Source organism: Aureibacillus halotolerans (genome assembly GCF_004363045.1).
Taxonomy (GTDB): domain Bacteria; phylum Bacillota; class Bacilli; order Bacillales; family DSM-28697; genus Aureibacillus; species Aureibacillus halotolerans.
Genome location: NZ_SNYJ01000003.1, coordinates 109965 through 133936 on the forward strand (window position 1 = coordinate 109965; position 23972 = coordinate 133936).

A 23972-nucleotide genomic window follows, 5' to 3' on the forward strand; every position below is an offset into this window, starting at 1 on the left:
AATTACCGATCCGATTTTCTCATTCGTGGATAAATGTTAATTGGCGTCCCTGTAAAATCAAAGGCTTCACGTATTTTATTTTCCAAATATCGCTGATAGCTAAAATGCATTAATTCAGGATCATTAACGAAAATGACAAAGGCCGGCGGCTTCACGGCCACTTGCGTTGCATACAACACTTTTAAACGACGACCCTTGTCGGTTGGAGGTGGATTTATCGCCACCGCATCTGCAATGACGTCATTCAAGACATTTGTCTGAACGCGCATGGCATGATTTTCTGCGGCTTGACGGATTGCTGGAAAAAGCGTGTGCATTCGCTTATTTGTGAGTGCAGAGACAAACACAACAGGAGCATAAGCTAAAAACGGAAAATGAGCACGGACATTTTTGGTAAAGGTCTGCATCGTACGCTCGTCCTTCGCAACCACATCCCATTTATTGACCGCAATGATAACAGCTCGACCAGCCTGGTGTGCATAACCTGCGATTTTCTTATCTTGTTCAATGATGCCTTCTTCGCCGTTAATTACGACAATACACACATCAGAACGTTCAATCGCTCTTTGTGCACGGAGGACACTATATTTCTCTGTCTTCTCATAGACTTTTCCACGTTTTCTCATTCCAGCCGTATCAATAATCGCGTAATGATGTTTATCCTTTACGAATGATGTGTCCGTTGCATCTCTTGTTGTACCAGGAATGTTAGAAACAATCGCACGCTCTTCACCTAAAAGCACGTTGACGATCGATGATTTCCCCACATTCGGACGCCCAATCAATGAGAATCGGATCGTTTCAGGATCAAGTGCAGCATCCTCGGTAACCTGTCCAAACGCCTCTACCACGGCGTCAAGCAAATCCCCTAAACCTGAACCGTGGGAACCAGAAATCGGATAAGGTTCGCCAAATCCGACGGAATAATAATCGAAAATATCAGCTCGCATTTCAGGATTGTCCATTTTATTCACGGCGAGCAACACGGGCTTTCCGCTCCGATACAACTTCTCAGCCACTGCTTGATCCGCCGCAGTGATCCCTTCCTTACCGTTGACCATAAACAGAATGACATCTGCCTCATCAATGGCTATTTCGGCTTGCTCACGTACTTGCGTTAATAGCGGCTCATCGGTTAATTCAATTCCGCCTGTGTCAATGACATCATAATCGACGCCTGTCCAATCAGACGACGCATAAATACGATCTCTTGTGACACCTGGTGTGTCTTCGACAATCGACAAGCGATGCCCAATCAACCGATTAAACACAGTCGATTTCCCCACATTCGGCCTTCCTACAATTGCTAATACAGGTTTACCCATCATATCCCCCACCTTTTTATCTGCATTCTTTTTCATATCGTTCACTTCAATTGCAACGATTGTTCAATGACTTTGGCTACCAGAGTCCTCGTTGTCTTCCAACTTTCCGCTGCACAATCTCTTCTAACTTGTGAATCGCTAAAGCAACACATTGCAAAACCAGCAAAATGGCACACCCGAAGCCAACCGTATCAAGCTGTTGTGCGGTCCCAGCAGTCGTATTGATCGTGACTGAATCAAGCACTAGCATTGCAAGAATGGACCCTTGGACCATCCCGCCTATATACAACGCTATTTTACACAACATCGTTTTCCCTAATATGGCGGCCACTATGACCATAATGCTCCCGAAAATTACTCGTCGATCTGTAAACACCCAAACAGGATCAAACATAGCAAACAGCTCAAGAAATGCATAACATGCTGTACTGGCAAAAAGCATGGAGACCAATTTTAAACGTGGTTCGTTTGATGAAATAAAGAGGTACCCAAAGCTAACGATTCCAAGTAAAACAAAGCCAGCATTAAATGTTCCCCACAACCAAGGAATATACAAGCCTGATAAGGCGATCGATAGCAATACCAACGCTTGCATAAACGAACGCTTTGCTGATGCATTCAAGAAAAACGCAATCAAAATCCAACCTAACCAACCTAGCCATAAAAACCATAAGGGGGCCATTCTATCACCTCTACCCACCATTATGGCTCAATGACACCCAGTTCAATCATCACGCTTCCACTTAAAAAACCAAGCGTCGCGGACAAAGATGCGCACGCTTGGTTTACGTTGTCGCCGCTAGGCGCTTCGTGTTAAAGCCACGTTCAGTCAACCAGTGGTACAAATCGCCTTTTACAACGAGAGGAACGTTTTTCATCTGAGCGATGTTCTTTGCACCTAATGCCGTCATTATCATTTTGAAATCCTCTGACCAGTTGTTCAATTCACCTAGCAATTCTTCATCCCCTGAATCATGGAGAGTCCGTAAGGCAAACCCGGCAATTCCAACCGCAGAGGCTCCAAGTGAAAAGGACTTCACCGCTGCCAATGGATCATTTATTCCCCCAGATCCAAGCACGGGCAGGGACACTCCACTTAAACGAAGCTCCGCCAATGAAAAGGCAGTAGGGATCCCCCAGTCATTAAAATAAGTCATTTGCCTCGTCCGTCGACTGTTTTCGATTTTAGAAAAATTCGTTCCTCCGAAACCGCCTACATCGACAGCTGAGACTCCCACTTCATGAAGGGCTCTTGCCGTCACCCAGCTCATGCCAAAGCCGACTTCCTTAACAATGACAGGAACTTGCGCAGCTTTCACGATAGCTTCAATTTGATGAAGGACACGTGAAAACTCTCGATCGCCTTCTGGCATTACGAGCTCTTGAATCACATTTAAATGGATTTGCAACGCATTCGCTTCGATCATATCGATGGCCATTAAGGCTTGATGCACCGTGGCATCCATACCTAAATTAGCAAACAACACACCGTCGGGATTTTCTTCTCGAACAATGCGATATGTCCGTGCCTGACGTTCATCCTTCACGGCAGCCATTTGGGAACCAACCGCCATTGCAATACCTGTTTCCTTTGCAATACGCGCAAGGCGCTGATTCACATTGAAGGTCTCATTTCCTCCGCCACCCGTCATCGCATTGATAAAAAGAGGCGAACTTAGAGTAAGTTCGCCTATCTCGGTTTGTAGTGAGATGTCTGCTACATCACATTTAGGAAGGCTCTGGTGCACAAAGGTGACACAATCGAATCCACTGTTTCCAGAAAATCCAGTTGTCAGAGCGCCTTGAATATGATCCAGTTTTCTCTGTTCACGATTCACAACATCACACCATTATTTAAATTTTTTCAGGGCATCTCCAAAGATGTCGCCAAGCTTCACGCCTGAATTGTTATCGTCATCATCGTCATTCTCGTATTTTACCGGTGTCGCTTCTTCGTACTCAGGCTCGTCAAGCAAGTCACGGATACTTAGAGAAACGCGATGCTCATCAGGGTTTACTTCAAGAACTTTAACCTTCACTTCTTGATTTTCTTCAAGCACCTCATGAGGTGTTCCGATATGGCGGTTTGAGATTTGTGAGATATGCACAAGACCTTCAACACCTGGCAATACTTCTACAAAAGCGCCGAAAGAGACAAGTCGTTTGACTGTTCCGTCAAGCTCATCGCCAACACTGATTTTTGTAGCAACCTCTTCCCAAGGTCCAGGCAATGTTTCTTTAACAGACAAAGAAATCCGCTCGTTGTCCAAGTCTACTGATAATACTTTAACATTCACACTTTGCCCTTCTTCAACCACATCAGATGGTTTTTCAACATGATGATGTGCCAGTTGTGAAATGTGAACCAGTCCGTCAATTCCACCGATATCAACAAATGCACCAAAGTCGGTTAAACGCTGAACAGTCCCAGGCAGTACTTGCCCAGCTTCAAGTGATTCAAGTGTTTCTTTCTTTTTATTGTGGATTTCTTCATCCACAACAGCGCGGTGAGAAAGAATCACACGATTTTTTTCGCGATCTAACTCTAGTACTTTTAGCGAAAGTGTGCGCCCTTTGTAATCATCAAAGTTCTCCACATAATGACGCTCTACGAGAGATGCGGGAATAAACCCACGCACACCAAGGTCTACAACAAGACCACCTTTAACAACTTCTTTCACTTCTGCTTCAAACGTTTCACCGTTTTCCGCTTTTTTCTCAAGATCTTCCCAGGCTTTTGCTTCGTCAACTGCCTGTTTAGATAAAATAAGTTCATCGTCATCTACTTTTATGACCTTTAACTCAAGCTCTTGTCCGTCTTCAACAACATCCGCAGGGGACTCAATATGCAAACTGGATAGAGATTTAATAGGTACAATCCCATCGACTTTATAGCCCACATCCACAAGTACCTGCTTATCTTCGATTTTAGTGACTTTTCCTTTCACTATATCGCCTGCAGTGAACGTCTTAATGTCGGACATTTCCTGTTCTTGGTTCAATTCATCAACCATCTAAACAACCTCCTTGAATACCAACAAACCACGTATTCCACCAATGAAAGTAAGTAATTTCCATTCCTTAGTGCTACGAAAGTTCTTTTGTCTAACTTCTTACAAATACTCTAGTTTGTCAAGTCATTACTATTCCTTGTACTGTTCTATTAAAGCAGAGATTTTGCTCATAATCAACTCAGTTGCTTCCTTTGAGGATAGTTTTTCCTCTCTCGCACTCTCAAAAGAAATCGGCGGACCGAAAGCAAGCTTAAGCTTGCCAAACATACGGTAATCTCCAATCACCGCGCTTGGTACGATGGCTGCATTCGAACGAAGTGCAAAAAAGCCTGCGCCTCCTAAACCTTCACCAAGCTCTCCTGTTTTGCTCCGTGTGCCTTCAGGAAACATGCCATACACTTCACCTTCTTGCAAAACAGCCAAGCCTTTTCGCAAGGCAAGCTTATCTGATTGTCCTCTTTTGACAGGAATGACTTTGAGCGATTCCATAAGCCATTTTCCGGCAGGGGCTTTAAAAAGCTCTTCCTTTGCCATGTACCGCACTTCCCTCGGACAACCAACACCTAGAATAACCGGATCCAGGTTTGATTTATGATTACAGCACAAAAGTACACCACCCGTTTTAGGGACATGCTCTTTGCCATGCACCTCTAACCTAAACGTTGTCTTCGCGAAGCCTGTTGACAAGGCTTTACCAAGTGGATATAGATTCATTTGGCAGGCACCTTCCGTCTAATCTCATTAATAATTTTTGTCACAACCTCTGGCAATGCAAGAGACGTCGTGTCGACTTCAACTGCGTCTTCAGCTTTTTTTAATGGTGCAATCTGTCGGCTTGAATCTTGGGCGTCACGCTTTAGAATCTCAGTGAGCAGTTGATTTTTCGAGACGTCCTCGCCTTTTCTAATGAGTTCCCGATAACGACGTTCAGCTCGTTCCTCTGCGGATGCAATTAGAAAAATTTTTACGTCCGCATTTGGAAGCACATTTGTGCCGATATCGCGACCATCCATGACAACGGATACGTGCTTGGCCATATCTCGTTGCAGATCAACCATTTTCGTTCTCACCGCACCGTAAGCCGCAACTGAGGATGCGTGAAGACTAACAATATTGGAACGAATCTCTTTAGTCACATCATGATCGTTAACCATGACAAATGTTTTCCCATTTTCTCGTTCTAACGTAAGAGAAAATGAGGAAAGAAGCTGAATTGATTGCTCTTCATTTTTAGGGTCTGCTTCATTCGTTAACACATACCAAGCAAATGCTCGATACATGGCGCCAGTATCTATGTATATATAACCGAAATAATCGGCAATCTTCTTCGCGACTGTGCTTTTCCCCGCAGCCGCTGGCCCATCAATTGCAATAGCGATCTGTTGCTGCATAACCTTTTTGACTCCCCATCCTATTTTCACTCATCATACCATACGTTTAGCACCTGGTCTAACCTCTTTGAGGAGGGGATTCGTCCATATTAAATATGCCTTCATACAATGATATTTTGTGCACCAATGTCTCAGGAAAAAAGCGGATAAAGCCTTGGGCCGTGCAAACAAACACGAAATGCCAAAGCACGATGATAATAAGTATTCGCTCGGTTTTTTTCATAGAGCCCAACTCCTTTACAGGGTAGGATCTCTCAGCAATTGCTTCGTTATACCCTTGCTTCTTGAAGTTGACGCTGCATACAAAAGCGGATAAGGCGTTTACGATCCTCTTCATGGATCTCCATAAATTCTCCTGCCCATTGACGACGCTTATCTTCTTGGATGACTTCACGAATTGGACGATATGTCGTTTTTATAATCGTGGGACGCTGGTTCTTTTCAGGCACTAGCAAATAGAGTGTTATGAGCTCATCCGCTTCTAGCTCTTTCTTATTCGGCAACCAAATAGCCGCCCCACCGCCACTTAAATCATGTGTACTTGTAACAAACGGTGCAAATTGTTGGCGACATGGATAAATGGCAGCACTTAAAGACACTTCTGATCGTAAGAAATGGCGTCGTTGAATTTTGTGCAAATCCTGATGCTGTGGTTTTAAGAATGCCGCCATCCATACATTGCCTTCTTTTCGATGATTAATCGCATGACCTCGAAACGTATACATCGTTCCTTCGTTATTAATAAAGGAAAACGTAAAGGCTACTTCTTTTTCCGAGCTATGCTTTACCATCTCTTCATCCATCGCAATCCAGACAACGTTTTCATCCCCATCGACAATTGATGCATTATACTCACGTCTCGTTACATCATTTAAGAAAAAACGAACCTTTGTGCCTAGTTCCATAGACTCACCCCTTTCCTATTATTATGCCATGAAAAAGAAGAAAAGGGAAAGCAAACTATGCCTTCCCTTTCCTTCAGGTTAAACTTCGTCCGTATACACTGCTTCTGCGGATTCTAGCTTTTCTACTTGCTCCTCATCCCCGTTTTCAGCATTGATATAAATTTTATACGTTTCATCCTTTTTCAAAGCTAAAATCTCATAGCAGAGCACATCTTCACCTAAATCGTTTTCAATAAATACTGTCGTCACTTGCTGAACGTCCAATGCTTTCGTAAGCTGTGCGGTCACTTCTTCTTGTGTTAGTGTTGGGGTCGTGTTTAACTTGCTCGCATCTGACGGATTCTCCACAATGTACTGCCTTGCATCAAAGCCGAGAATATCATTATTGTCTAACGCTATTTTCATGCGGATCGACGCCGGCAAATAACGAATGTCTTCCCCTACTGTTTTTACAAAGGTGAACATCGCAACGTTATCAAACTGCATGCTCTCATTCAATACCACATTCTTATAGCCATGTGCGTTTAAAAATGAGGCTGCTTTTTCAGCCGCTTCGTTGAGCGACAGCTTGGTTTCTGCGACATCTCGTCGGTTAAGCAGCCAAATAGGCACACCGCCATTTTTCGATATATCACCACTGTAAGTGTGGTTGTCGTTAGAAAGTGTAACAGAATAAAAATCGTAGTCGGCTCCACCGCCATTTTTTGAAACCTTAGCGTCCCATGGGCCGCTAAGTTCAAAAAAACGTTTCATTTCTTGTACGGCTTGCTTTTGCGATATCGGCTGACCTGAGAACGTATGCTTTGCATTGCGGTGATCGTTCAAACGTTGCACATCTGTGCCAAAGTCTGTGTTGGCATTGTATTTTTTTGAATTGTCCTCGACCGTTTTAAAGCCATCTACGATCGTGTTATCCATCGGTTCTTTTGAAGAAGCCAATGCCATTTGTACGTCCATCCACTTAAGTTTATCATGGATCACTTTGTGTTGGACATTTTTCAGCTCTGTATTGATTTCATCCGCTTTTTCGTACAAGTTTTGCAGTGTGGCAAGTTCTTTTTCATCCAACGGATTTTGATCCAAGTTCCGTACGCTCGTTCGATAGGAGAACTCGCCAATATTTGATAGAAATTCTTCTGTTTTATTAAACGGCATTAACGTTAATGGCAACTGACCAACGTCGCCTTGCGCCTCTGAGGACACTTTCCACACATCTGCTAAGGCTTTTGTCATTTGTTTCGAAGACGACATACCAAGCGATGTACCGACCTTATCTTTTAAGTAGCCCACACGATAGACGAGATCATGAAAGGCACGCTGGTAATTATTTTCTGCATGAATCATGACGGCTTCTTTTTGCTGCTGCTCCTGGTATCCCCAATACCCTGCACCAAGGACACCAAGGGCTAAAACAGCAATTATAACATTACGTACCATGAGTCGGTCTCCTTCCAAGTTGTTATTTACAAAAGATGTGCTCGCCTATTTGTTTAATTTGTGGACGCGTCCATATCCATGGAGATGTCGCCGTATTTGGGTTGAAATAATACAACGCATTGCCACTTGGGTCCCAGCCATTAATGGCGTCAATAACCGCCTGCTTTGACGTCTCATCCGGTGTCAACCAGATTTGCCCATCAGCTACTGCAGTAAACGCTCTCGGTTCAAAGATCACCCCGGAAACCGAGTCTGGAAATGCTGGACTCTCGACGCGATTTAAAATAACCGATGCGACGGCGACCATCCCTTCGTAAGGTTCACCCCTGGCCTCCCCATGAACAGCATTTGCCATTAATTCTATGTCATTTTGGGAATAGCCCGCAGGAACATTAACAGCTTGGGGCGGGGTTTTTTCTCCTTGGTTGTTTGCCGGCGGTGGAGCGGCTGACCCTTGATCGGACTTTTTCGCTCCTCCATAATACGTGAAGGCTTTGCCTGATCGAATTTGTTGCTTTACATACCCTTCATCATAACGTGTTGCTGAGGCAAGCTTGTCTTTCGTCGTCGCACCAGCCAAACCGTCAATCTCTAAACCGAACTTCTGTTGGAAATTACGTAGTGCCCAATACGTTCCCCAGCCAAACACACCATCGATCTTCCCTTTATAGAACCCGATATATTGCAATCGTGCTTGAAGCTCAATAACATCATCTCCTGTTGCCCCCTGTTGAATGACCTGACCTGAAAACGCATTAGCCTTCATCAAAGGTGGCGCTTGAACCATTAAAGACACAGCAAGAATTACGATCAGCCACTTTACATGTCTCAACATTTCATTCCTCCGTTTTCATAAACTGCCTTTCACTTACGCTTTTTCCTATTGTTTGTTCCAGTGAAAATATTATGCGATGGAATTTCATGAAGGTCTGATCTTTTCTCGGAACACAGTGTTTGAGTAGTAGGAAAATCAGTCAGCTAAGGCGGATGAAAGGATGCTCTTCTTGAGTTCATTTAGATTGCAGGAATGGGGTTGGTATTTTTAGGAAGGTGCGCAATTTAATAACTAAGCGGGCTTCGTACTTTTTTATTCAAGTCACATGATAAAAAATGAGTGCATCATTAAAAGTTGCCACTGGCGAGACACCAGTGGTACAGAAAACACGATGAGGTCCTTTGAAGTCGATGTTTCACTTATTCCCTTTAGGGTGGCTAAGAGATCACGGTCGCTTCGTCAAAATACTTCGCGTTCCGCGGGCACGGCTTCAGCTTCCTTGGAATCTTGCTTTCCTGCGGGATCTTCAGCTCGCGCTGTTTCCGCTGGAGTCTACGTATTTTGACTACGCTGATGTTTGTTTCTTTGTTCAATGTTTTAATTGGTCTCGGTCTCTTATATCGAGTACCCTTGGTAAAAGCTAGCGGATGACAGCTTGTATAAAAAGCAATCACAACATTGAATTGCAGATTTATCCAGTAATCTAAGTGTGTCTTCCAATTGTAAAGTATGAAAGTTGATTTACTAAAAAACGGAGTGCTCAAAAAGACCATGAATTTTAGCTAATTGTCGTCACAATTTCAAACTGGCGAACGCTTAAGAAGACAACTTTCGCAGAGAAAAAATCACCTTCCACTCTGGCTGTGCCTGAGTGGAAGTAAGGTAAGATAGATCCATTGACATCTTGTGTATACAGGAAATTCAAGTTACAAATGTTCACAATCCTGTTTTTTCTAAAAGATCGCTTTTACGTAACTAAGTTAATCTCTCCGCTCTAAATCACTAGGGCGTGTCTGAGAACTCTGAAGGGAGCAGATGTTGCCGAATTTTCGTTCCAAGCAAGGCGCTTTTTCGCAGGCGTACCGGACGTACGTCAAGGAAAAGGAACGCAGATGGGGACGAAAAGGCGGTGACAGATGCCTCTTAGCGAGTTTTAAGACACGCCCTAGATGAATCTCTTTGTTTTTCATGGCACATTATATAATGAGTGCATCATTAAAAGCTGCCACTAGCGAGACTCCAGCGGGAAAGCGAGCGTATGGCAGCTTGCATAGAAAACAACCCTAATATTGAATTCTAGATTTACCCAGCTATATCTAAGCGCTTCTGCCTAATGTAAGGTATTATCATCATTTTGAACACAAAAAAACGACCTTTGCAGCATCAGGATTTCCTGAAATTTGCAAAGCATCGTCATAGTTCGTTGCTTTTATAAGCTATTAGGCAGGTGGATCTTTAAACCTTTTCGATTGATTCATAAAAACGAGGTTTCGTTTCCTGCTTCGGCGATTCGCAAGCTTCACCTTTTTCAGGCCTAGCCACCATAGGAATGTCATAAACGGAATCATCATCATCATCCAGTTATCCGCAAATGACAAAATGATGAGGTCGTAAACTCCGTGCAGTAAAAAGGGAATCATGAATGACATGAGCAACCATGGCATTTTAGATGCCTTCGTCTTAAAGCGTGCACGGCCAAGGTAGTAGCCCATAATGACACCGTAGAGCGCGTGGCTTGACACTGGTAACAGCGCTCTGCCAAAAGCCGTATCAAGTCCATTTGCAAAAAGATATAAGATGTTTTCAAGTGTAGCAAAGCCTAAAGAAACGGCTACTCCATAAACAATGCCGTCATAGTAATCATCAAATTCTACATGGCGATAAATCATATAATAAAGCACAAACCATTTTGAAAACTCTTCAAGAAGTGCTGTCTCAACAAACGCTTCAAACACGTGTGAAGAGATGATAATTTCATGGTGCATCGTGTATTGAAGGAACATAATCGGAAATACAATAAGTAAACCAGTTATAAACATTTTAAAAACCAATGAGAATGGTTCAGACTCATATTTATCATGCAGATAAAAATAACATAAGAGAGCAGCGCCAGGGGCTACTCCAGCAGAAATGATGGGGAGCATCCCGACACCCTCCCTTTCCTTCATACTCCAATCTGATACGACTATCGTACCATGCTTTCCTTCCTAAGAAAACTAGCAGGGTTGTCCCATAAAATTAGCGACCGAACGCTTTTTCAGGAGAAATTCCAGACGCAAGAACGGCTTGAAGCTTGATTCTTGCTTTTTTCGAATCATAATCCTTGCCGAGTACAGCACCCATTGTCTCCAATTGATGTGCACTGCCTTTATAATCATAGGCAGGGAACACTTGGCCTTCCTCGGCGCTTGTTGTTATCACGACGACAACCCCAAGCTTGATCGCCCTTTGAATGCCTTGAACCATGTCCGGAGGCACCTGCCCCCTCCCCATTCCTTCGATGACAAGGCCCTTTGTGCCAGCTTCACAAAATGCATCAAGAGCAACACTATCTGCATTTGTAAAGCATTTGACTATATCGACCCTTGGCAAATGATTAACGCCTCGAAAGACATCCCTTCGAAGAGGTTTTTGATAAAGTGTGACTACATCATGATCAATAATGCCTAAATACCCGTACCCGAATGATTCAAAGCCTTGCGTATTAGAGGCGTGAACTTTCTTTGCATACCTAGCGGCCCATATTCGCTCATTAAACACAACGACCGTGCCTGCATCTTCTAATGATGGGTGAACAGCTACAAACATAGAGTTTCTTAAATTGCTGTAAACATCACTGCCAATATCCCCAGGCGCTCGTTGGGAGCCCGTAACGACGATCGGTCTGGAATCATGAATCGTCACATCCAAAAAATAGGCGGTTTCTTCAAGCGAATCCGTGCCGTGCGTGACGACAATCCCTGCAAGCTCAGGATCCTCAAAAGCAGTCTGAATGGCAGCCTTAAGCTCAAGAAGTTGGGGAGAGGCTAGATGCAAGCTTGGAAGTTGAAAGAGAGGCAGCACTTGCAACTCAAACGATGGAGGCAACTGACATAATTGAGCAACCTCAGTGCCACTCATCGCGCCAGATGCCAATAAACCGCTATCCGAAGTCGGTTTACTGGCAATCGTTCCTCCAGTTGTTATTAGCAATAGTTTAGCCATTGGCTGACCTCCTTTTTCGCTGTCATCCATCGTTTTCTTTTACTTTGAGAATCTTTCCGCAAGGACCGCTGCAATTTGTCCACCGTGAAAACGACCATTTTCGATAAAAATTTCATTGGCGTTGTTTCCAGCGGCTAAAACACCCGCAATAAATAAATTTTGAACATTTGATTCCATGGATGTCTCATTAAAACGCGGTCGCCCCGTTTGTTCATCAATTTCGATTCCTGCTGCCTTTAACAGCGCATGGTCTGGCCGATACCCTGTCATCGCAAACACAAAATCATTTTTAATTGAATAGTTTTTTCCGCCTACTTCATAGTGCACATGGTGTAGCTCAATTGCTGTTACATTAGCATTAAATTCCATTGCGATTTTTTCATGGCGAACAAGCGCTTCAAATTCAGGCAATATCCACGGCTTCACACTGCTCGAATACACATCGCCACGATACAACACCGTCACTCTCGCTCCTGCTTTTTCCAGTTCCATCGCTGCATCCACAGCAGAATTTTTCCCGCCGATAATGACGACATCCTGATTAAAGTAAGGATGTGCTTCTTTAAAATAATGATACACCTTTGAAAGAGATTCACCTGGTACACCCATATAATTTGGATTTGCATAATATCCTGTTGCCATAACTACAGCATCTGCTGTATAGGTTTGAGATCCATCGGAATTTTTGGTTTCTATTAAAAATTGCCCATCACTAAGTTTCTGAACTCTTGTAACCTCTTCATAAGCGTTAATGCGCAGTTGCTTTTTTTTGACGGCTTCTCGATAGTAAGACAATGCTTGATTGCGGCGCGGCTTTCGCTCTTCAATAATAAATGGCACATCGCCAATTTCAAGCTTTGCACTTGTCGAAAAAAACATTTGATGCGTTGGGTATTGTGATATGGCATCAACGATGTTGCCTTTCTCAATGACAAGTGGTTTTATGCCTTGTTCTTGTAAAGCGATGGCAGCTGCTAATCCACATGGTCCTGCTCCAACTATGATGACTTGTTCATGCTTTGCACTGTTCGTATCCAACAGCACAACACCGCCTTTCTGTTCTTATTCAATTTGATGTGATAGGAGTGGAATCCTATGGTGTCCAGCAGTTGACTCGCTCGAATAAACGCAAAAAAGCTGACTCATGAAGTCAACCTTTTGCGTTCTGACGTTCACTTTATGTCTAAATCCAACCTCTAAAACGAGCAGCTTCTGCCATTTTCCGAACACCGACCATATAAGCCGCAAGCCGCATGTCAATTCGACGGTTTTCAGACGTCGTGTAAATGTTTTGGAAGGATTTGATCATTACTTCACGAAGCCGATCTTCGACCTCCTGCTCCGTCCAATAGTAGCCTTGGCGATTTTGCACCCATTCGAAATATGAAACGGTAACACCACCGGCACTAGCCAGAACATCAGGGACCAATAAAATACCACGATCAGCTAAGATCTTCGTTGCACCAAGCGTCGTTGGACCGTTGGCCGCCTCGACGACAATGCTTGCTTGAATCGCATCTGCATTGTCTTCAGTGATTTGATTTTCAATCGCGGCTGGAACTAGAATATCGCAGTCAAGTTCAAGGAGTTCTTTATTTGAAATCGTGTTATTGAATAGTTTTGTGACTGTACCAAAACTATCTCTGCGATCAAGCAGGTAATCAATATCTAATCCGTTCGGGTCATGTAAACCGCCATACGCATCCGAAATCGCAATCACTTTCGCACCGGCATCATGCATAAACTTTGCTAAAAAACTCCCCGCATTCCCGAACCCTTGAATGACGACGCGAGCGCCTATCAATTCTATATTCTTCTTCTTTGCTGCCTCTTCTATGCAAATCGTAACGCCTTTTGCTGTAGCCGATTCACGACCATGAGATCCGCCTAGAACGAGAGGTTTCCCTGTGATAAAGCCCGGATTGTTGAATTCATCAATACGACTGTATTCATCCATCATCCATGCCATAATTTGTGAATTTGTAAATACATCGGGCGCTGGAATATCTTTTGAAGGTCCTACAATCTGACTTATTGCTCGCACATACCCTCGGCTTAATCGCTCTAGTTCGCGAAAAGACATTTCTCTAGGGTCGCAAATAATGCCCCCTTTGCCGCCACCATAAGGGAGATCAACAATGCCTGCCTTAAGACTCATCCAAATGGACAATGCTTTGACTTCTTTTTCAGTAACATTCGGATGAAAACGAACGCCACCCTTTGTTGGCCCAACGGCATCGTTGTGTTGGGAGCGATAGCCTGTAAAAATCTTTATCGATCCATCATCCATGCGAATGGGAATACGAACCGTCAATAAACGAATCGGTTCTTTTAAAAGCTCATACACTTCTTCAGGATAGCCTAATTTCTCTAAAGCTTTATGAATAACAGTTTGGGTTGATTTTAAAATATCTGAACGGTCCTCGTTCATGTCCGTCGATTGTCCAGGTGCCATCTTTCAACAAACCTCCTGTGTTTAACGCACTAACTTTCCTCTGTCAAAGATTAGTATACACGTTGTCTGGTACATTTGAAAGGCACAGATGGCTGATTTTTTTAATCCGCTGAGACAATGGCATGTCGCTCTGCACAAATCGTATGCGTTGCCAATTTAGACATAGATGGTTTTATTATTTCTGCGTGGATAAATAAAAAGCTGCTCTCCACATAAGAGTGAGCAGCAGGGTTCAAGCTGGTGAGAATCGTTCGCTTTTTTTGTTGCTTTGTCTTGTCCGGTGCTCATTGCCTTAGGGCAACTCCGCTCCTCTCAAGACTTTGCGCCTCAAAAGACAAACGTTTTCACTCAGCTTGCACAGGGTGAGAATCGTTCGCTTTTTTCGTTGCTTTGTCTTGTCCGGTGCTCATTGTCTTAGGGCAACTCCGCTCCTCTCAAGACTTTGCGCCTCAAAAGACAAACGTTTTCACTCAGCTTGAACGGGGTGAGAATCGTTCGCTTTTTTTGTTGCTTTGTCTTGTCCGGTGCTCATTGCCTTAGGGCAACTCCGCTCCTCTCAAGACTTTGCGCCTCAAAAGACAAACGTTTTCACTCAGCTTGAACGGGGTGAGAATCGTTCGCTTTTTTCGTTGCTTTGTCTTGTCCGGTGCTCATTGCCCGCAACATTCGTGTGCTAGAAAGCTATTCTTTAACGGTCATTGAGGAAATACGTTGAAATGACCTGTGGTGCCGAATGGGGAATGATTGTTTTTCCGTACTCGGCCACTCGGTATTTTGTCAATGTTGATGGATTGCCATACTCAGCAAGCAATGCAATAAGATTTTCAACGTCTTTTTCTTCAACTTCTTCAATGCTTAGACTATAAAAGTAACGATTCTCGAATGCATACAAGCGACCACGTCGCATTCCTTTACGTACTAAATGAGCGCATAGAGAAATAAAATCCTCAAAGCTGGCAAACTCATAAAAAATATCATCACTTTCGTCAAGTGTGACTTGCATTTCGATATAATCGTCATCGTAATCGTCATCGTTTTGGCTATCGACACCTTTCGTGACGATGATGACCATTCCTTGGGCTTGCAACGAAAAGATCTCTACAGCTATAGGTCCTGCTGCCTCAAAACCAAGTTCACTATTGGCTTCTTTCATCATATCTCGAAACAATTGATGAACCTTTGGTGCATCCTGCCATAAATCATCTTTTGTCATGCCTCTTTCATAAAGGTCATCGTATGTTAAGAAGATTTTTATTTTGTTGACGTTTAACCTTTCTAAGCGCAAGAGATCAGCCCTCCCTCAACCGTAACCTGCCTTCTTCTATCCTATGATAGAAGCATCTATAGGTGCGTGCTTTATGTTAAATTCAAATGTGTTCTTAGTGTACACTGACTGTTTTATAAAAAACAAGCTGTTGCACATGTTAGTCAAAACTCATTCGACGTCTGAAGTATTTGTGCATCCAATCTTCCCACTCTTCGGCGCGGTCCCCAATCGTATATGGCGAAAACAATGCGTCGTCCGCGGACACTGCACTCCCGCCAAGAGCCAAATCAAGTGACTGCTCCTGTTTCAAGATTCGCTGAATCGTTCGTCGGAGTGCAGGAAGATGGCGGTCAAAGGTACAGGACATGACAAGAAGTCGAGGCTGAATTTCATTAATGACAATATCCATATCCTCCTCAGCGATGCCTGTCCCTAAATAAATCACTTCAAATCCTTTTCTTCTCAAAAACAGTGTGAAAATCAATAGACCAAGCTCATGGGTTTCTCCGGGCGAGCAAACAGACACTGCTTTTGGAAGAAACCCTTTAACAGGCATTGTATGAAAAATATGACCGATTCTAGAGCGAAGAAACGAGGTCGCAAAATGCTCATGTGCGGTCGTAATCTGTCCAGTAGCCCATTGATGCCCAATGCTATTAAGAAGCGGAATTAATAGGTCTGTGATGACCAAATCAAAGCTATACAAGCTAAACGCTCGATCAAGACTGTCGTGTGCCTTTTTCTCTTCAAATGATAGAAGCGCCTGCAAGAGCTCTGATGTCATATCATGCTGCACAGATTCTGTTTTTATCTGGTTTGCGTGACGATCGCTTTGCTGCCACACTTGAATGGCTTGTGAGATCGTAAAGCCCTGATTAATTTTATGAACAAGCCACCTAAGCTGCTCAACTTGCTGCTGTGAATACAGCCGGTGCCCTGCTTCGTTACGAATAGGAGAGATCATGTCGTATCTCCTCTCCCATGCACGAATGGTTCCCGGTTGAACACCTAATTGTTTAGATACGGCTTTTATGTTGTATTTTCCTTCTCCTTGTTCCATCTAACTGTCTCCCATTATTGTTACATTGTACGTTCTAGTATATAGAAGTATAGAACGATAAGCCAATGAAAGCGACATCTACTTTTTCCTACAAAAATGGAGGACATGTGATTCAGGTCGTGCACCAAATCTTAGCGGTACAAGAGACGTGCCATAGCCATTGGTTTGTAGCCAATGAAAACCATTCTGAACAGAAAGCCCACCATGTTCGTAAGGACCGAAGCGACCGAAGCGAATTTGGCCACCATGAGTATGCGCAGTAAGGACACATGACACCTTTCCTTTCAACACTTCATCCCATTGGAAACCAGGATTATGTGAGATAAGAATGGTATAAAAAGGCATGTTATTTAAACGATGCGGCATCGCAGCTTTCATATTATCTCTATGCCCAGTCGCATCATCCAAACCGACAAGGCACACGTGTTCCTGCAAGAAACAATGCTCATTTTTCAGCTTTTGGATTCCTTCCTCTGCCAAAAGACGACCAAATACCGTCTGGTCAATTTCATAATCATTGTTTCCCCAAACAAAAAATACTGGGCAATTCAATGTACGTAACGCCCTTAAATTGTCCCGTGTTCGTTCAATTGGAACGCCTTTCTCAGTTAAATCGCCGCCAATAATGATGGCATCAAGCGGTTCTTTAATTTGCCTGAGAAAGGGCTCTGTCAGTTTGCGGCGGTGAATATCACTAATAAAAAAGATAGTCACATGACTCTTTCCACTCGGCCATGCAGAAGAAGCAATTGTATGCCGGACAATACGACGCTCCATCGCACAAAAAAACATGACGAGTATTAAAATGATACATCCTGCCAATAGAATGGCGAAGAACGATAACAATCCATCTCCACCTTTCAGAGATAACGGTCTTTGTACCCTATTGCTGGTAGTGTTATGACTTCCTTATAACGCTTCCTATGATTTGCTTTTAAATAAAAATTGTTTTTTATATAGTTCACTTAACAAGCAGGCAAGAATGAGCAAAATCGCCACTACCGCCAACCATACCCCTTTGGAGGCTAACACGAAGCCAATGGCTAACAGCGTTACGATACAAGCGCCCCTAAATGAGGAAGGATGCAACCGATGGTAGGCAATCATCAAGCTTTTTGCCGTCATTAAGCCGCCTGCCCAGAGAAGAATAATTCCCGGCAGAAGCCGCCAAGGATTCATGACCAATAAAGCGAGAAATGCATCCCATTCAAAACTCTCCGGTAATGTAAGTAAAGCCACTCCAAAAAAGCAACTGCTAAGCAAAAGAAACATTCCATACATTTTTCCAGACATGCGCCCACTGCTCCTTTACGATTGGACATTAGTCTATCGTATGCACATAGGCACATGCTAGTGCGTCTTACATCTCGGGGATAATAAGTTTTTGCCCAACACTAATGGCGTTCCCTTGTAAACCATTCGCTTGCCTTATAAGCGCTTCGCCTTCTCTTGTCCCATAATATTGCTGTGAGATGGAAAATAACGTGTCGCTATCTTTAACAATATGAGTTTGTCCAATTACTGCCGTTTCAGTTTCTTCTTCAGTTGCACCTTCAGTTACTTCTTTTTCAGTCGTATCAGTTGATGGCTCAAGCGAAGTCGTTTCGTTGGTTTCTTCTGTTTCAGTGCGAACCTGAGGAGTATTCACATCTGTTGTTTCATTTTTTTCATTTGTTTCATTCGTTTGGTTTGTTTCCTCAGACGTAGGCGTGTTTGGTTCCTGCGTTTGATCAATTTCGTCTTCCGATGTCGCCACTGTGTCCGTCGGCTCCTCGGCGTCCTCTTCCTCACTAGAGATGGATAGCTCTTGTGCTTCACGCTCCTGTAAGGTAGGAGCCATCCGAACAGGATCTGCCACTGTATTAATCGTCTCGTTTAAGACAGGAGATTCGTCTGAAAAAAATATAACGTAAACCGGGAGCCCAACGATCAACAATAGAAAAACAACAAGAAGCCAGCGTGATGCAGGAATTGAAGGTCGTTTCTCTTCCTCCTCCCGACGTCGACGCTGATTCGAAGGGGTTGACTGATGAGTTTTTCTTCTTGGTGGCAACGTAGTTTTGGACGGATCGCCAGCTTTTTTTTGACTCATTTTATTCGTTTGAGAGGCTTTTCGTTCAGCTCTAGTTTGCATTGTCATCCCTCCTTATATTTATAGCGGATACCAGCAAAAAAGGTAAAATAAATAATACGCCATGATGACGACACTGATACTTTCTGCCCACAAGCCAAACACAAGCGAGGCAATGGTGAGCTCGGGCTCATGTCACTCTTTTGCCGTAAATGCTTTGATTTGACGGCTTGCTCCCCTTGTCCATTTCATCATTATTTCCTAAAAAGCAATCGTAGCTCATCCTGCCAAGGTATCTTAGCAGAGTCGTATTCCTTAGGCGTCGCCGCGAAAAAATAGTCCTTCTCTAATCCACATTGATCGCAACACAGATGTGTCGGAACCTCGTGAATACCTGTTTCATCAAACATCTTTAAGTAAGTAGTTCGGCGACATTTTTCTGTAAACGCCCAAGCTCTAAGACGAAACCAATCACGTTGTTTTTTCTGAACGCGATCAGCAATCTCCTCTTCAAGCCTTGTGAAAAAATGTTCTTTTTCGAGGTGTGTTTCCATTCTAAATAAGATAAATCCACGCACGTCATCACTAAGTGGCAGCGGCGAAGGATTTGCGCTTAACGCTTTCTCTGCATTCGTCCATCCGTGTGTCTCTATGTAGCCTTTAAGGAAGGTAAGATCCTCCGGCATAGGCAAATTCGCTTGAAAAAAATGGTGCTGCAGCAAATCGTCTTCTGGCGCATAAAGAGCAATGGCTAACGACGGCTCTCCATCACGTCCGGCGCGGCCCATTTCTTGAACATACGATTCAATTCTTGAGGGGAGGTGATAATGCAGAACGAACCGTACATCTGATTTATCTATGCCCATACCGAATGCACTTGTACATGCCACAAGCTGAACTTCGTCTTGAATAAACTGCTGCTGGACAAGAGTTCTTTCCTCTGGCGTCAGTCCGGCATGATACACGGCAATGCGAATAGCTGTGTTGTCTTGAACCAAACGTGCAAACTGCTCTGCCTTTTTTCGACTTGAGAAGTAAACAAGACCTGAGCCAGTAAACCGTTGAATCCATTCCAGCGCGGTTTGAGCTCTTTCATCCTCACTTTTGACACATGTCACGGAAAGACCAATATTTCCACGGTCCATCGCTGACACAATATGCGTTGCGGATGATAGCTGAAGCTCTTGAACAATATCAGCTTTAACCTCTGTTGTCGCCGTAGCTGTAAGCGCCAAACATTGAGGGGAACCAAGTTGTTTACGCGCGGTTCCGAGACGCAAATAATCTGTCCGAAATTCATGTCCCCACTGCGAGATACAATGGGCTTCATCAATGACCATTAGTGAGAGGGAGCAACGACTTAGTGCTTGCAACACGCGTCTATTTTGTAACATCTCAGGAGAAGTAAAAACAAAGCGAAATGTGTGTAAGCGTCGAAGGGTATCGTCCCGCTCCTCCCAGCTCTTAATGCCATTTAAAACGGCGACCGATGTTTCACCAAGGTTCCACAGCCGCCTTACCTGATCCTCCATTAATGAGATTAAAGGTGTGATGACGAGGATCGTACCCTTTAGAAGGTAAGCGGGAAGTTGATAGCAAAGTGATTTACCAGAGCCTGTAGGCATCACAGCTAACACATCCTGACGCTGTAAAACAGCATCAATCACTTCACTCTGTAATGATCGGAGCTCAGACAAACGAAACACTGAGTGCAGCACATTATCACGTTCTTTGATGAAAAAACGCCCCTTTCTCACGAGCCATGCAAAGACGAATATGAAAATAAGAAATTCGCTCAGGAAGCTCCTGTTTCAGCTGTTTTAATGTCAAATGCTTTGAGTGTGCAAGCACCGTTTGGATGACTGAAGCATCCTCTTGCGTTATGTACTCCGTCCAGGCAAAATCCTCGATATGTGAAGCTATTTCGACGAGGTGATCTTCTATTGTACTTCCCCTTAAACGCCTAATGGACGCGATTCGTTCAATCGGAATCGCTTGCCTCGCCAATTGATATGTCTTTTGTGCTGTTATGGTTAAAGGCGATCTGGCCTCTTTCGGCAAAACAGCTGCCATGGCTTCAAACTGGTTCGGCTGAGAAAGGACATTATGCAAAATCGTATGAACAGTCGAGCGCCAATAGACCTCTGCCCACACCGAATCCATTCCAAAGTCCACACCAAGCTGCCGCAATGTGCGCCCCGTTCGTCCAGGTCGAGACAATCGCTGCACAAATACTTCAGCCTGCAAAGGGTCATTTTTTGAGAGAATAGTGTCCAGCTCTTCAAAAGCTTTCGTCGTCCATGAAGAAAATGACGAAGATTTTGTAAACGTCGTCACCCAGTCAAGTAGGTGTTTTTCAGTGAGCAAATAATGTTGCTTTTCTTCCTCAACATGCAGGCTATGGATCAAATGATATAAGCGCCGCCAAAACAGCTGTGTCGATGCGTGAAATCGGATACCGTTTAACCCGTCAGGTAAAGGCGCTATCTCCTGTGCTTTGGATCTCCCACTGGCTGTCACATCCGCATGTCCTTTTTTAGACGAAACAATATCCCCTTGACTCCACAGGTCACGGACAGCTTTCATAAATTCATCTTTGCTAAGGCTCGTGGCACCACAGCCATACAATGGAGCCATAGAAAAAAAACCAGCATCCTGAATCGTTTGTGACGAACGTTTCCCTCTAAGCAAATGGAAGGCAGCATTAACACTGCGTTTTCCTTGGAATGCATCGAGTGTGTGCAATAAAAGAGCCTGTGTGTATCTCATTTCCCACCTCACTCAACAAATACATATTACATGGATCAGGTGTCGTACTTTGTCGGTATTCAGAAGTATATGTTCCCTTAGTTTAGCATAGCTACACTCATCCTTGCAGTAACAAAACACGTTTCCACGTGCATGTCGCGTTCCTTGACGGTCGAGCAAAAGAAGCATACAATAACACAGACATTTCATCAAAACATCGACGAAGATTTTTAGCAAATGGCTATGTTTGACGCCAGACGCAACAACTGGAGGGAGTCTTTTGGCAAAGTTCACGATAGTAGATAAAGACACGTGTATCGCATGTGGCGCATGTGGCGCTGCAGCCCCTGACGTATTTGATTATGATGACGAAGGTCTGGCTTTCGCTATCCTTGACGACAACGAAGGGACAATTGAGTTGCCTGAAGAACTTGAAGAGGATATGATGGATGCCTTCGAAGGGTGTCCAACTGAATCAATCCGTATCGCCTCCTCTCCATTTGATGGGGATCCAAATAAACATGAAGACTAATGTCTAAATGAGCGCATTTCACGGACAACTTAATGTCCAGGAATTCTTGTTTTACGTAAAGACATATAAAGACGTTTAGGTTTGTGCGAGCACGTGGCAATCATGTACGCTATTTTAATTGCGGATTGGACGTTCAACAACGAACAAAAAGCGGTAGGAAATGAGAGACACCTCTCAGCCTACCGCTTTTTTGATTCTATTCCTGCAGCTTTCTGTTATTGGCTGGAGACAGTAGACGTTCAAACCATCCCATGACAACATCAGCGATCACAGCCATGAGCGCCGTCGGTATCGCGCCAGCAAGAATAATGGCTGCCCCATCTGCCGCGTTTGTTCCTCTGACGATGATGGAGCCAAGCCCCCCTGCTCCGACAAACGTTCCAATTGTAGCTATACCGATGGAAATCACTAACGCTGTACGCAGACCTGCCATAATGACGGACAAGGACAAAGGCAGTTCCACCATGCGTAAGATTTGCAGGCGTGTCATTCCCATGCCATTCCCTGCTTCAGTTAATGTCGAGTCCACACCACGTATGCCTGTATACGTATTTTTCACAATTGGCAGAAGTGAATAAAGGAAGAGCGCAAGCACAACCGTATTCGCACCAAGACCCATCACGAGCATAAGCACTGCCAGCATAGCAAGAGCAGGCACTGTTTGAATCACATTGACGAAAGACATAATCCATGGACTCAGTTTGCCATACCTTGCGATGAGAATCCCCAATGGAATGCCAATAAGCGCTGCAAAGAGTACACCGTACGCTGACATTAAGAAATGACGATAAAACTCTGTCCAGACATACGATGTGTTTTGCGAGTAATACGTTATAAATTGTTGAATGGTTTCCATGTTTGCACCTCCTTACTCATCCTCAAAATAATTGTGTTCTTCCAAGAATTCCTTCGCAACCACGCTTGGTTCTATTAATTCAATATTCGCTTTGTAATTTAGTTCAACAATTTTTTCTGTACTAAACTTGCCTACGAGCTTTTGCAAAATCGTATCAAGTTCGGGGTGTTTTTCTAAAATCGCGAACGTCGCAACTGGTGATGCATCATAGGGCGGGAAGAATTTTTTGTCGTCTTTTAACGTAGCAAGATTAAAATTTTTGAGCCTAGCGTCCGTTGAGTATGCGAGTACGGCATCCATATTTCCACTGGCAAGGGCGGTATACACTAAGCCAATTTGCATTGGATACACATTCCCAAACTCAAAGCCATAAGCATTTACGAACTCATCGTACCCGATGCCTTCACGATTAATCCAGCTATTGTCGACCCCAAATCGATAATTCGGCGCCAGTGAAGCTAAATCAGACACAGTCTTTAGTTGATGCTCGTCGGCCACCTCTTGGCGAACCGCAAGAATATACGTGTTACTAAACCCGTACGTATCGTACCATTTTTGATTAAACCTTTTCTTAAATTCCCGTTGGACAATGTCCATCGCTTCCTCAGGATCTTTTACAAGTTCCATCCCAAGCGCTCCATTTATATCAGTCCCCGTATAACGGGCGGAAGAAATATCAACATCGCCGTTAATCATCGCTTGATGCAACACGATCGAAGACCCTAAGTTACTGATGATCTCAACATTCAGATCCGTATAATGTTCAATCATATATTTTTGAATATAACTTAATGTTTGGGTCTCTGACGTCGTGGCTGAAGCAATCTTCACTGTGTTTTTAGATGACCCACTTAACCCTGGCAAGGCACAGCCTGATAATAGGAGGGCTGTTAGTGCGCACAGCAATGCACGCGTTACATACGTTCTCATTC

Annotated in this window: 24 protein-coding genes; 1 reads left to right on the forward strand and 23 read right to left on the reverse strand. The window is 43.8% G+C overall.

The genetic code is table 11. The features are described from left to right. Window positions 1-2: 2 nt before the first annotated feature. The 21 genes from der to EV213_RS05135 form a co-directional block, all read right to left on the reverse strand. Window positions 3-1325, reverse strand: a complete 1323-nt coding sequence (gene der, locus EV213_RS05040; protein ID WP_133579410.1) for a ribosome biogenesis GTPase Der — start codon at window positions 1323-1325, stop codon at window positions 3-5. A gap of 76 nt (window positions 1326-1401) precedes the next feature. Continuing rightward, the gene (locus EV213_RS05045; protein WP_133579411.1) at window positions 1402-2007 is read right to left on the reverse strand and encodes a YphA family membrane protein; all 606 of its coding nucleotides are present in this window, start codon (window positions 2005-2007) and stop codon (window positions 1402-1404) included. Between the two features lie 103 nt (window positions 2008-2110). After that, window positions 2111-3163 (reverse strand): type 2 isopentenyl-diphosphate Delta-isomerase, encoded by a 1053-nt coding sequence (fni, locus tag EV213_RS05050; RefSeq protein WP_133579412.1) that lies wholly within the window; start codon window positions 3161-3163, stop codon window positions 2111-2113. A gap of 12 nt (window positions 3164-3175) precedes the next feature. Next, window positions 3176-4309, reverse strand: a complete 1134-nt coding sequence (rpsA, locus tag EV213_RS05055; RefSeq protein ID WP_424923027.1) for a 30S ribosomal protein S1 — start codon at window positions 4307-4309, stop codon at window positions 3176-3178. 159 nt (window positions 4310-4468) lie between these two features. Further along, window positions 4469-5053 (reverse strand): lysophospholipid acyltransferase family protein, encoded by a 585-nt coding sequence (locus EV213_RS05060; protein WP_133579413.1) that lies wholly within the window; start codon window positions 5051-5053, stop codon window positions 4469-4471. Next, window positions 5050-5730 (reverse strand): (d)CMP kinase, encoded by a 681-nt coding sequence (gene cmk, locus EV213_RS05065; RefSeq protein WP_133579414.1) that lies wholly within the window; start codon window positions 5728-5730, stop codon window positions 5050-5052. Before cmk ends, EV213_RS05060 begins: the two co-directional genes overlap by 4 nt. A gap of 58 nt (window positions 5731-5788) precedes the next feature. Then, entirely contained in the window at window positions 5789-5953 is a 165-nt protein-coding gene (locus EV213_RS20650; RefSeq protein ID WP_166639160.1) for a DUF5359 family protein, read from the reverse strand. 46 nt (window positions 5954-5999) lie between these two features. After that, on the reverse strand, window positions 6000-6635 hold the full coding sequence (locus tag EV213_RS05070; RefSeq protein ID WP_133579415.1) for a flagellar brake protein: 636 nt from the start codon (window positions 6633-6635) through the stop codon (window positions 6000-6002). Window positions 6636-6713: 78 nt separating this feature from the next. Next, entirely contained in the window at window positions 6714-8072 is a 1359-nt protein-coding gene (ypeB, locus tag EV213_RS05075) for a germination protein YpeB (protein WP_133579416.1), read from the reverse strand. Window positions 8073-8094: 22 nt separating this feature from the next. Continuing rightward, window positions 8095-8859 carry a spore cortex-lytic enzyme gene (sleB, locus tag EV213_RS05080; protein ID WP_424923028.1) on the reverse strand — a complete coding sequence of 255 codons (765 nt, stop codon included), beginning with the start codon at window positions 8857-8859 and terminating at the stop codon, window positions 8095-8097. A 1427-nt stretch (window positions 8860-10286) separates the two neighbouring features. Beyond that, a complete protein-coding gene (prsW, locus tag EV213_RS05085) occupies window positions 10287-10991 on the reverse strand; it encodes a glutamic-type intramembrane protease PrsW (RefSeq protein ID WP_133579418.1) in 705 nt (234 codons plus the stop codon). A 94-nt stretch (window positions 10992-11085) separates the two neighbouring features. Further along, window positions 11086-12051 carry an asparaginase gene (locus EV213_RS05090; RefSeq protein WP_133579419.1) on the reverse strand — a complete coding sequence of 322 codons (966 nt, stop codon included), beginning with the start codon at window positions 12049-12051 and terminating at the stop codon, window positions 11086-11088. Window positions 12052-12090: 39 nt separating this feature from the next. After that, the gene (locus EV213_RS05095; protein ID WP_133579420.1) at window positions 12091-13089 is read right to left on the reverse strand and encodes a YpdA family putative bacillithiol disulfide reductase; all 999 of its coding nucleotides are present in this window, start codon (window positions 13087-13089) and stop codon (window positions 12091-12093) included. 145 nt (window positions 13090-13234) lie between these two features. After that, the gene (locus tag EV213_RS05100; RefSeq protein WP_133579421.1) at window positions 13235-14506 is read right to left on the reverse strand and encodes a Glu/Leu/Phe/Val family dehydrogenase; all 1272 of its coding nucleotides are present in this window, start codon (window positions 14504-14506) and stop codon (window positions 13235-13237) included. 688 nt (window positions 14507-15194) lie between these two features. Next, window positions 15195-15791, reverse strand: coding sequence for a genetic competence negative regulator (locus tag EV213_RS05105; RefSeq protein WP_133579422.1), 597 nt, complete (start codon window positions 15789-15791; stop codon window positions 15195-15197). Window positions 15792-15930: 139 nt separating this feature from the next. Then, window positions 15931-16833, reverse strand: a complete 903-nt coding sequence (locus EV213_RS05110) for a MerR family transcriptional regulator (protein WP_133579423.1) — start codon at window positions 16831-16833, stop codon at window positions 15931-15933. 78 nt (window positions 16834-16911) lie between these two features. After that, window positions 16912-17679 carry a metallophosphoesterase gene (locus tag EV213_RS05115; RefSeq protein WP_133579424.1) on the reverse strand — a complete coding sequence of 256 codons (768 nt, stop codon included), beginning with the start codon at window positions 17677-17679 and terminating at the stop codon, window positions 16912-16914. Window positions 17680-17754: 75 nt separating this feature from the next. Then, entirely contained in the window at window positions 17755-18126 is a 372-nt protein-coding gene (locus EV213_RS05120; RefSeq protein WP_133579425.1) for a hypothetical protein, read from the reverse strand. Window positions 18127-18193: 67 nt separating this feature from the next. Next, the gene (locus EV213_RS05125) at window positions 18194-18967 is read right to left on the reverse strand and encodes a LysM peptidoglycan-binding domain-containing protein (protein WP_166639161.1); all 774 of its coding nucleotides are present in this window, start codon (window positions 18965-18967) and stop codon (window positions 18194-18196) included. Between the two features lie 191 nt (window positions 18968-19158). After that, window positions 19159-20661 carry a RecQ family ATP-dependent DNA helicase gene (locus tag EV213_RS05130; RefSeq protein ID WP_341770323.1) on the reverse strand — a complete coding sequence of 501 codons (1503 nt, stop codon included), beginning with the start codon at window positions 20659-20661 and terminating at the stop codon, window positions 19159-19161. Further along, the gene (locus tag EV213_RS05135; RefSeq protein WP_133579428.1) at window positions 20627-21673 is read right to left on the reverse strand and encodes a YpbB family protein; all 1047 of its coding nucleotides are present in this window, start codon (window positions 21671-21673) and stop codon (window positions 20627-20629) included. Before EV213_RS05135 ends, EV213_RS05130 begins: the two co-directional genes overlap by 35 nt. 259 nt (window positions 21674-21932) lie before the next feature. Between EV213_RS05135 and EV213_RS05140 the strand changes: the two genes are divergently transcribed. Beyond that, window positions 21933-22184 (forward strand): ferredoxin, encoded by a 252-nt coding sequence (locus EV213_RS05140; RefSeq protein ID WP_133579429.1) that lies wholly within the window; start codon window positions 21933-21935, stop codon window positions 22182-22184. A 196-nt stretch (window positions 22185-22380) separates the two neighbouring features. Here the strand turns inward: EV213_RS05140 and EV213_RS05145 are convergent, their stop codons facing one another. Beyond that, the gene (locus EV213_RS05145; RefSeq protein ID WP_133579430.1) at window positions 22381-23040 is read right to left on the reverse strand and encodes an ABC transporter permease; all 660 of its coding nucleotides are present in this window, start codon (window positions 23038-23040) and stop codon (window positions 22381-22383) included. 12 nt (window positions 23041-23052) lie between these two features. Further along, window positions 23053-23970, reverse strand: coding sequence for an osmoprotectant ABC transporter substrate-binding protein (locus EV213_RS05150; RefSeq protein WP_133579431.1), 918 nt, complete (start codon window positions 23968-23970; stop codon window positions 23053-23055). Between the last annotated feature and the right edge of the window lie 2 nt (window positions 23971-23972).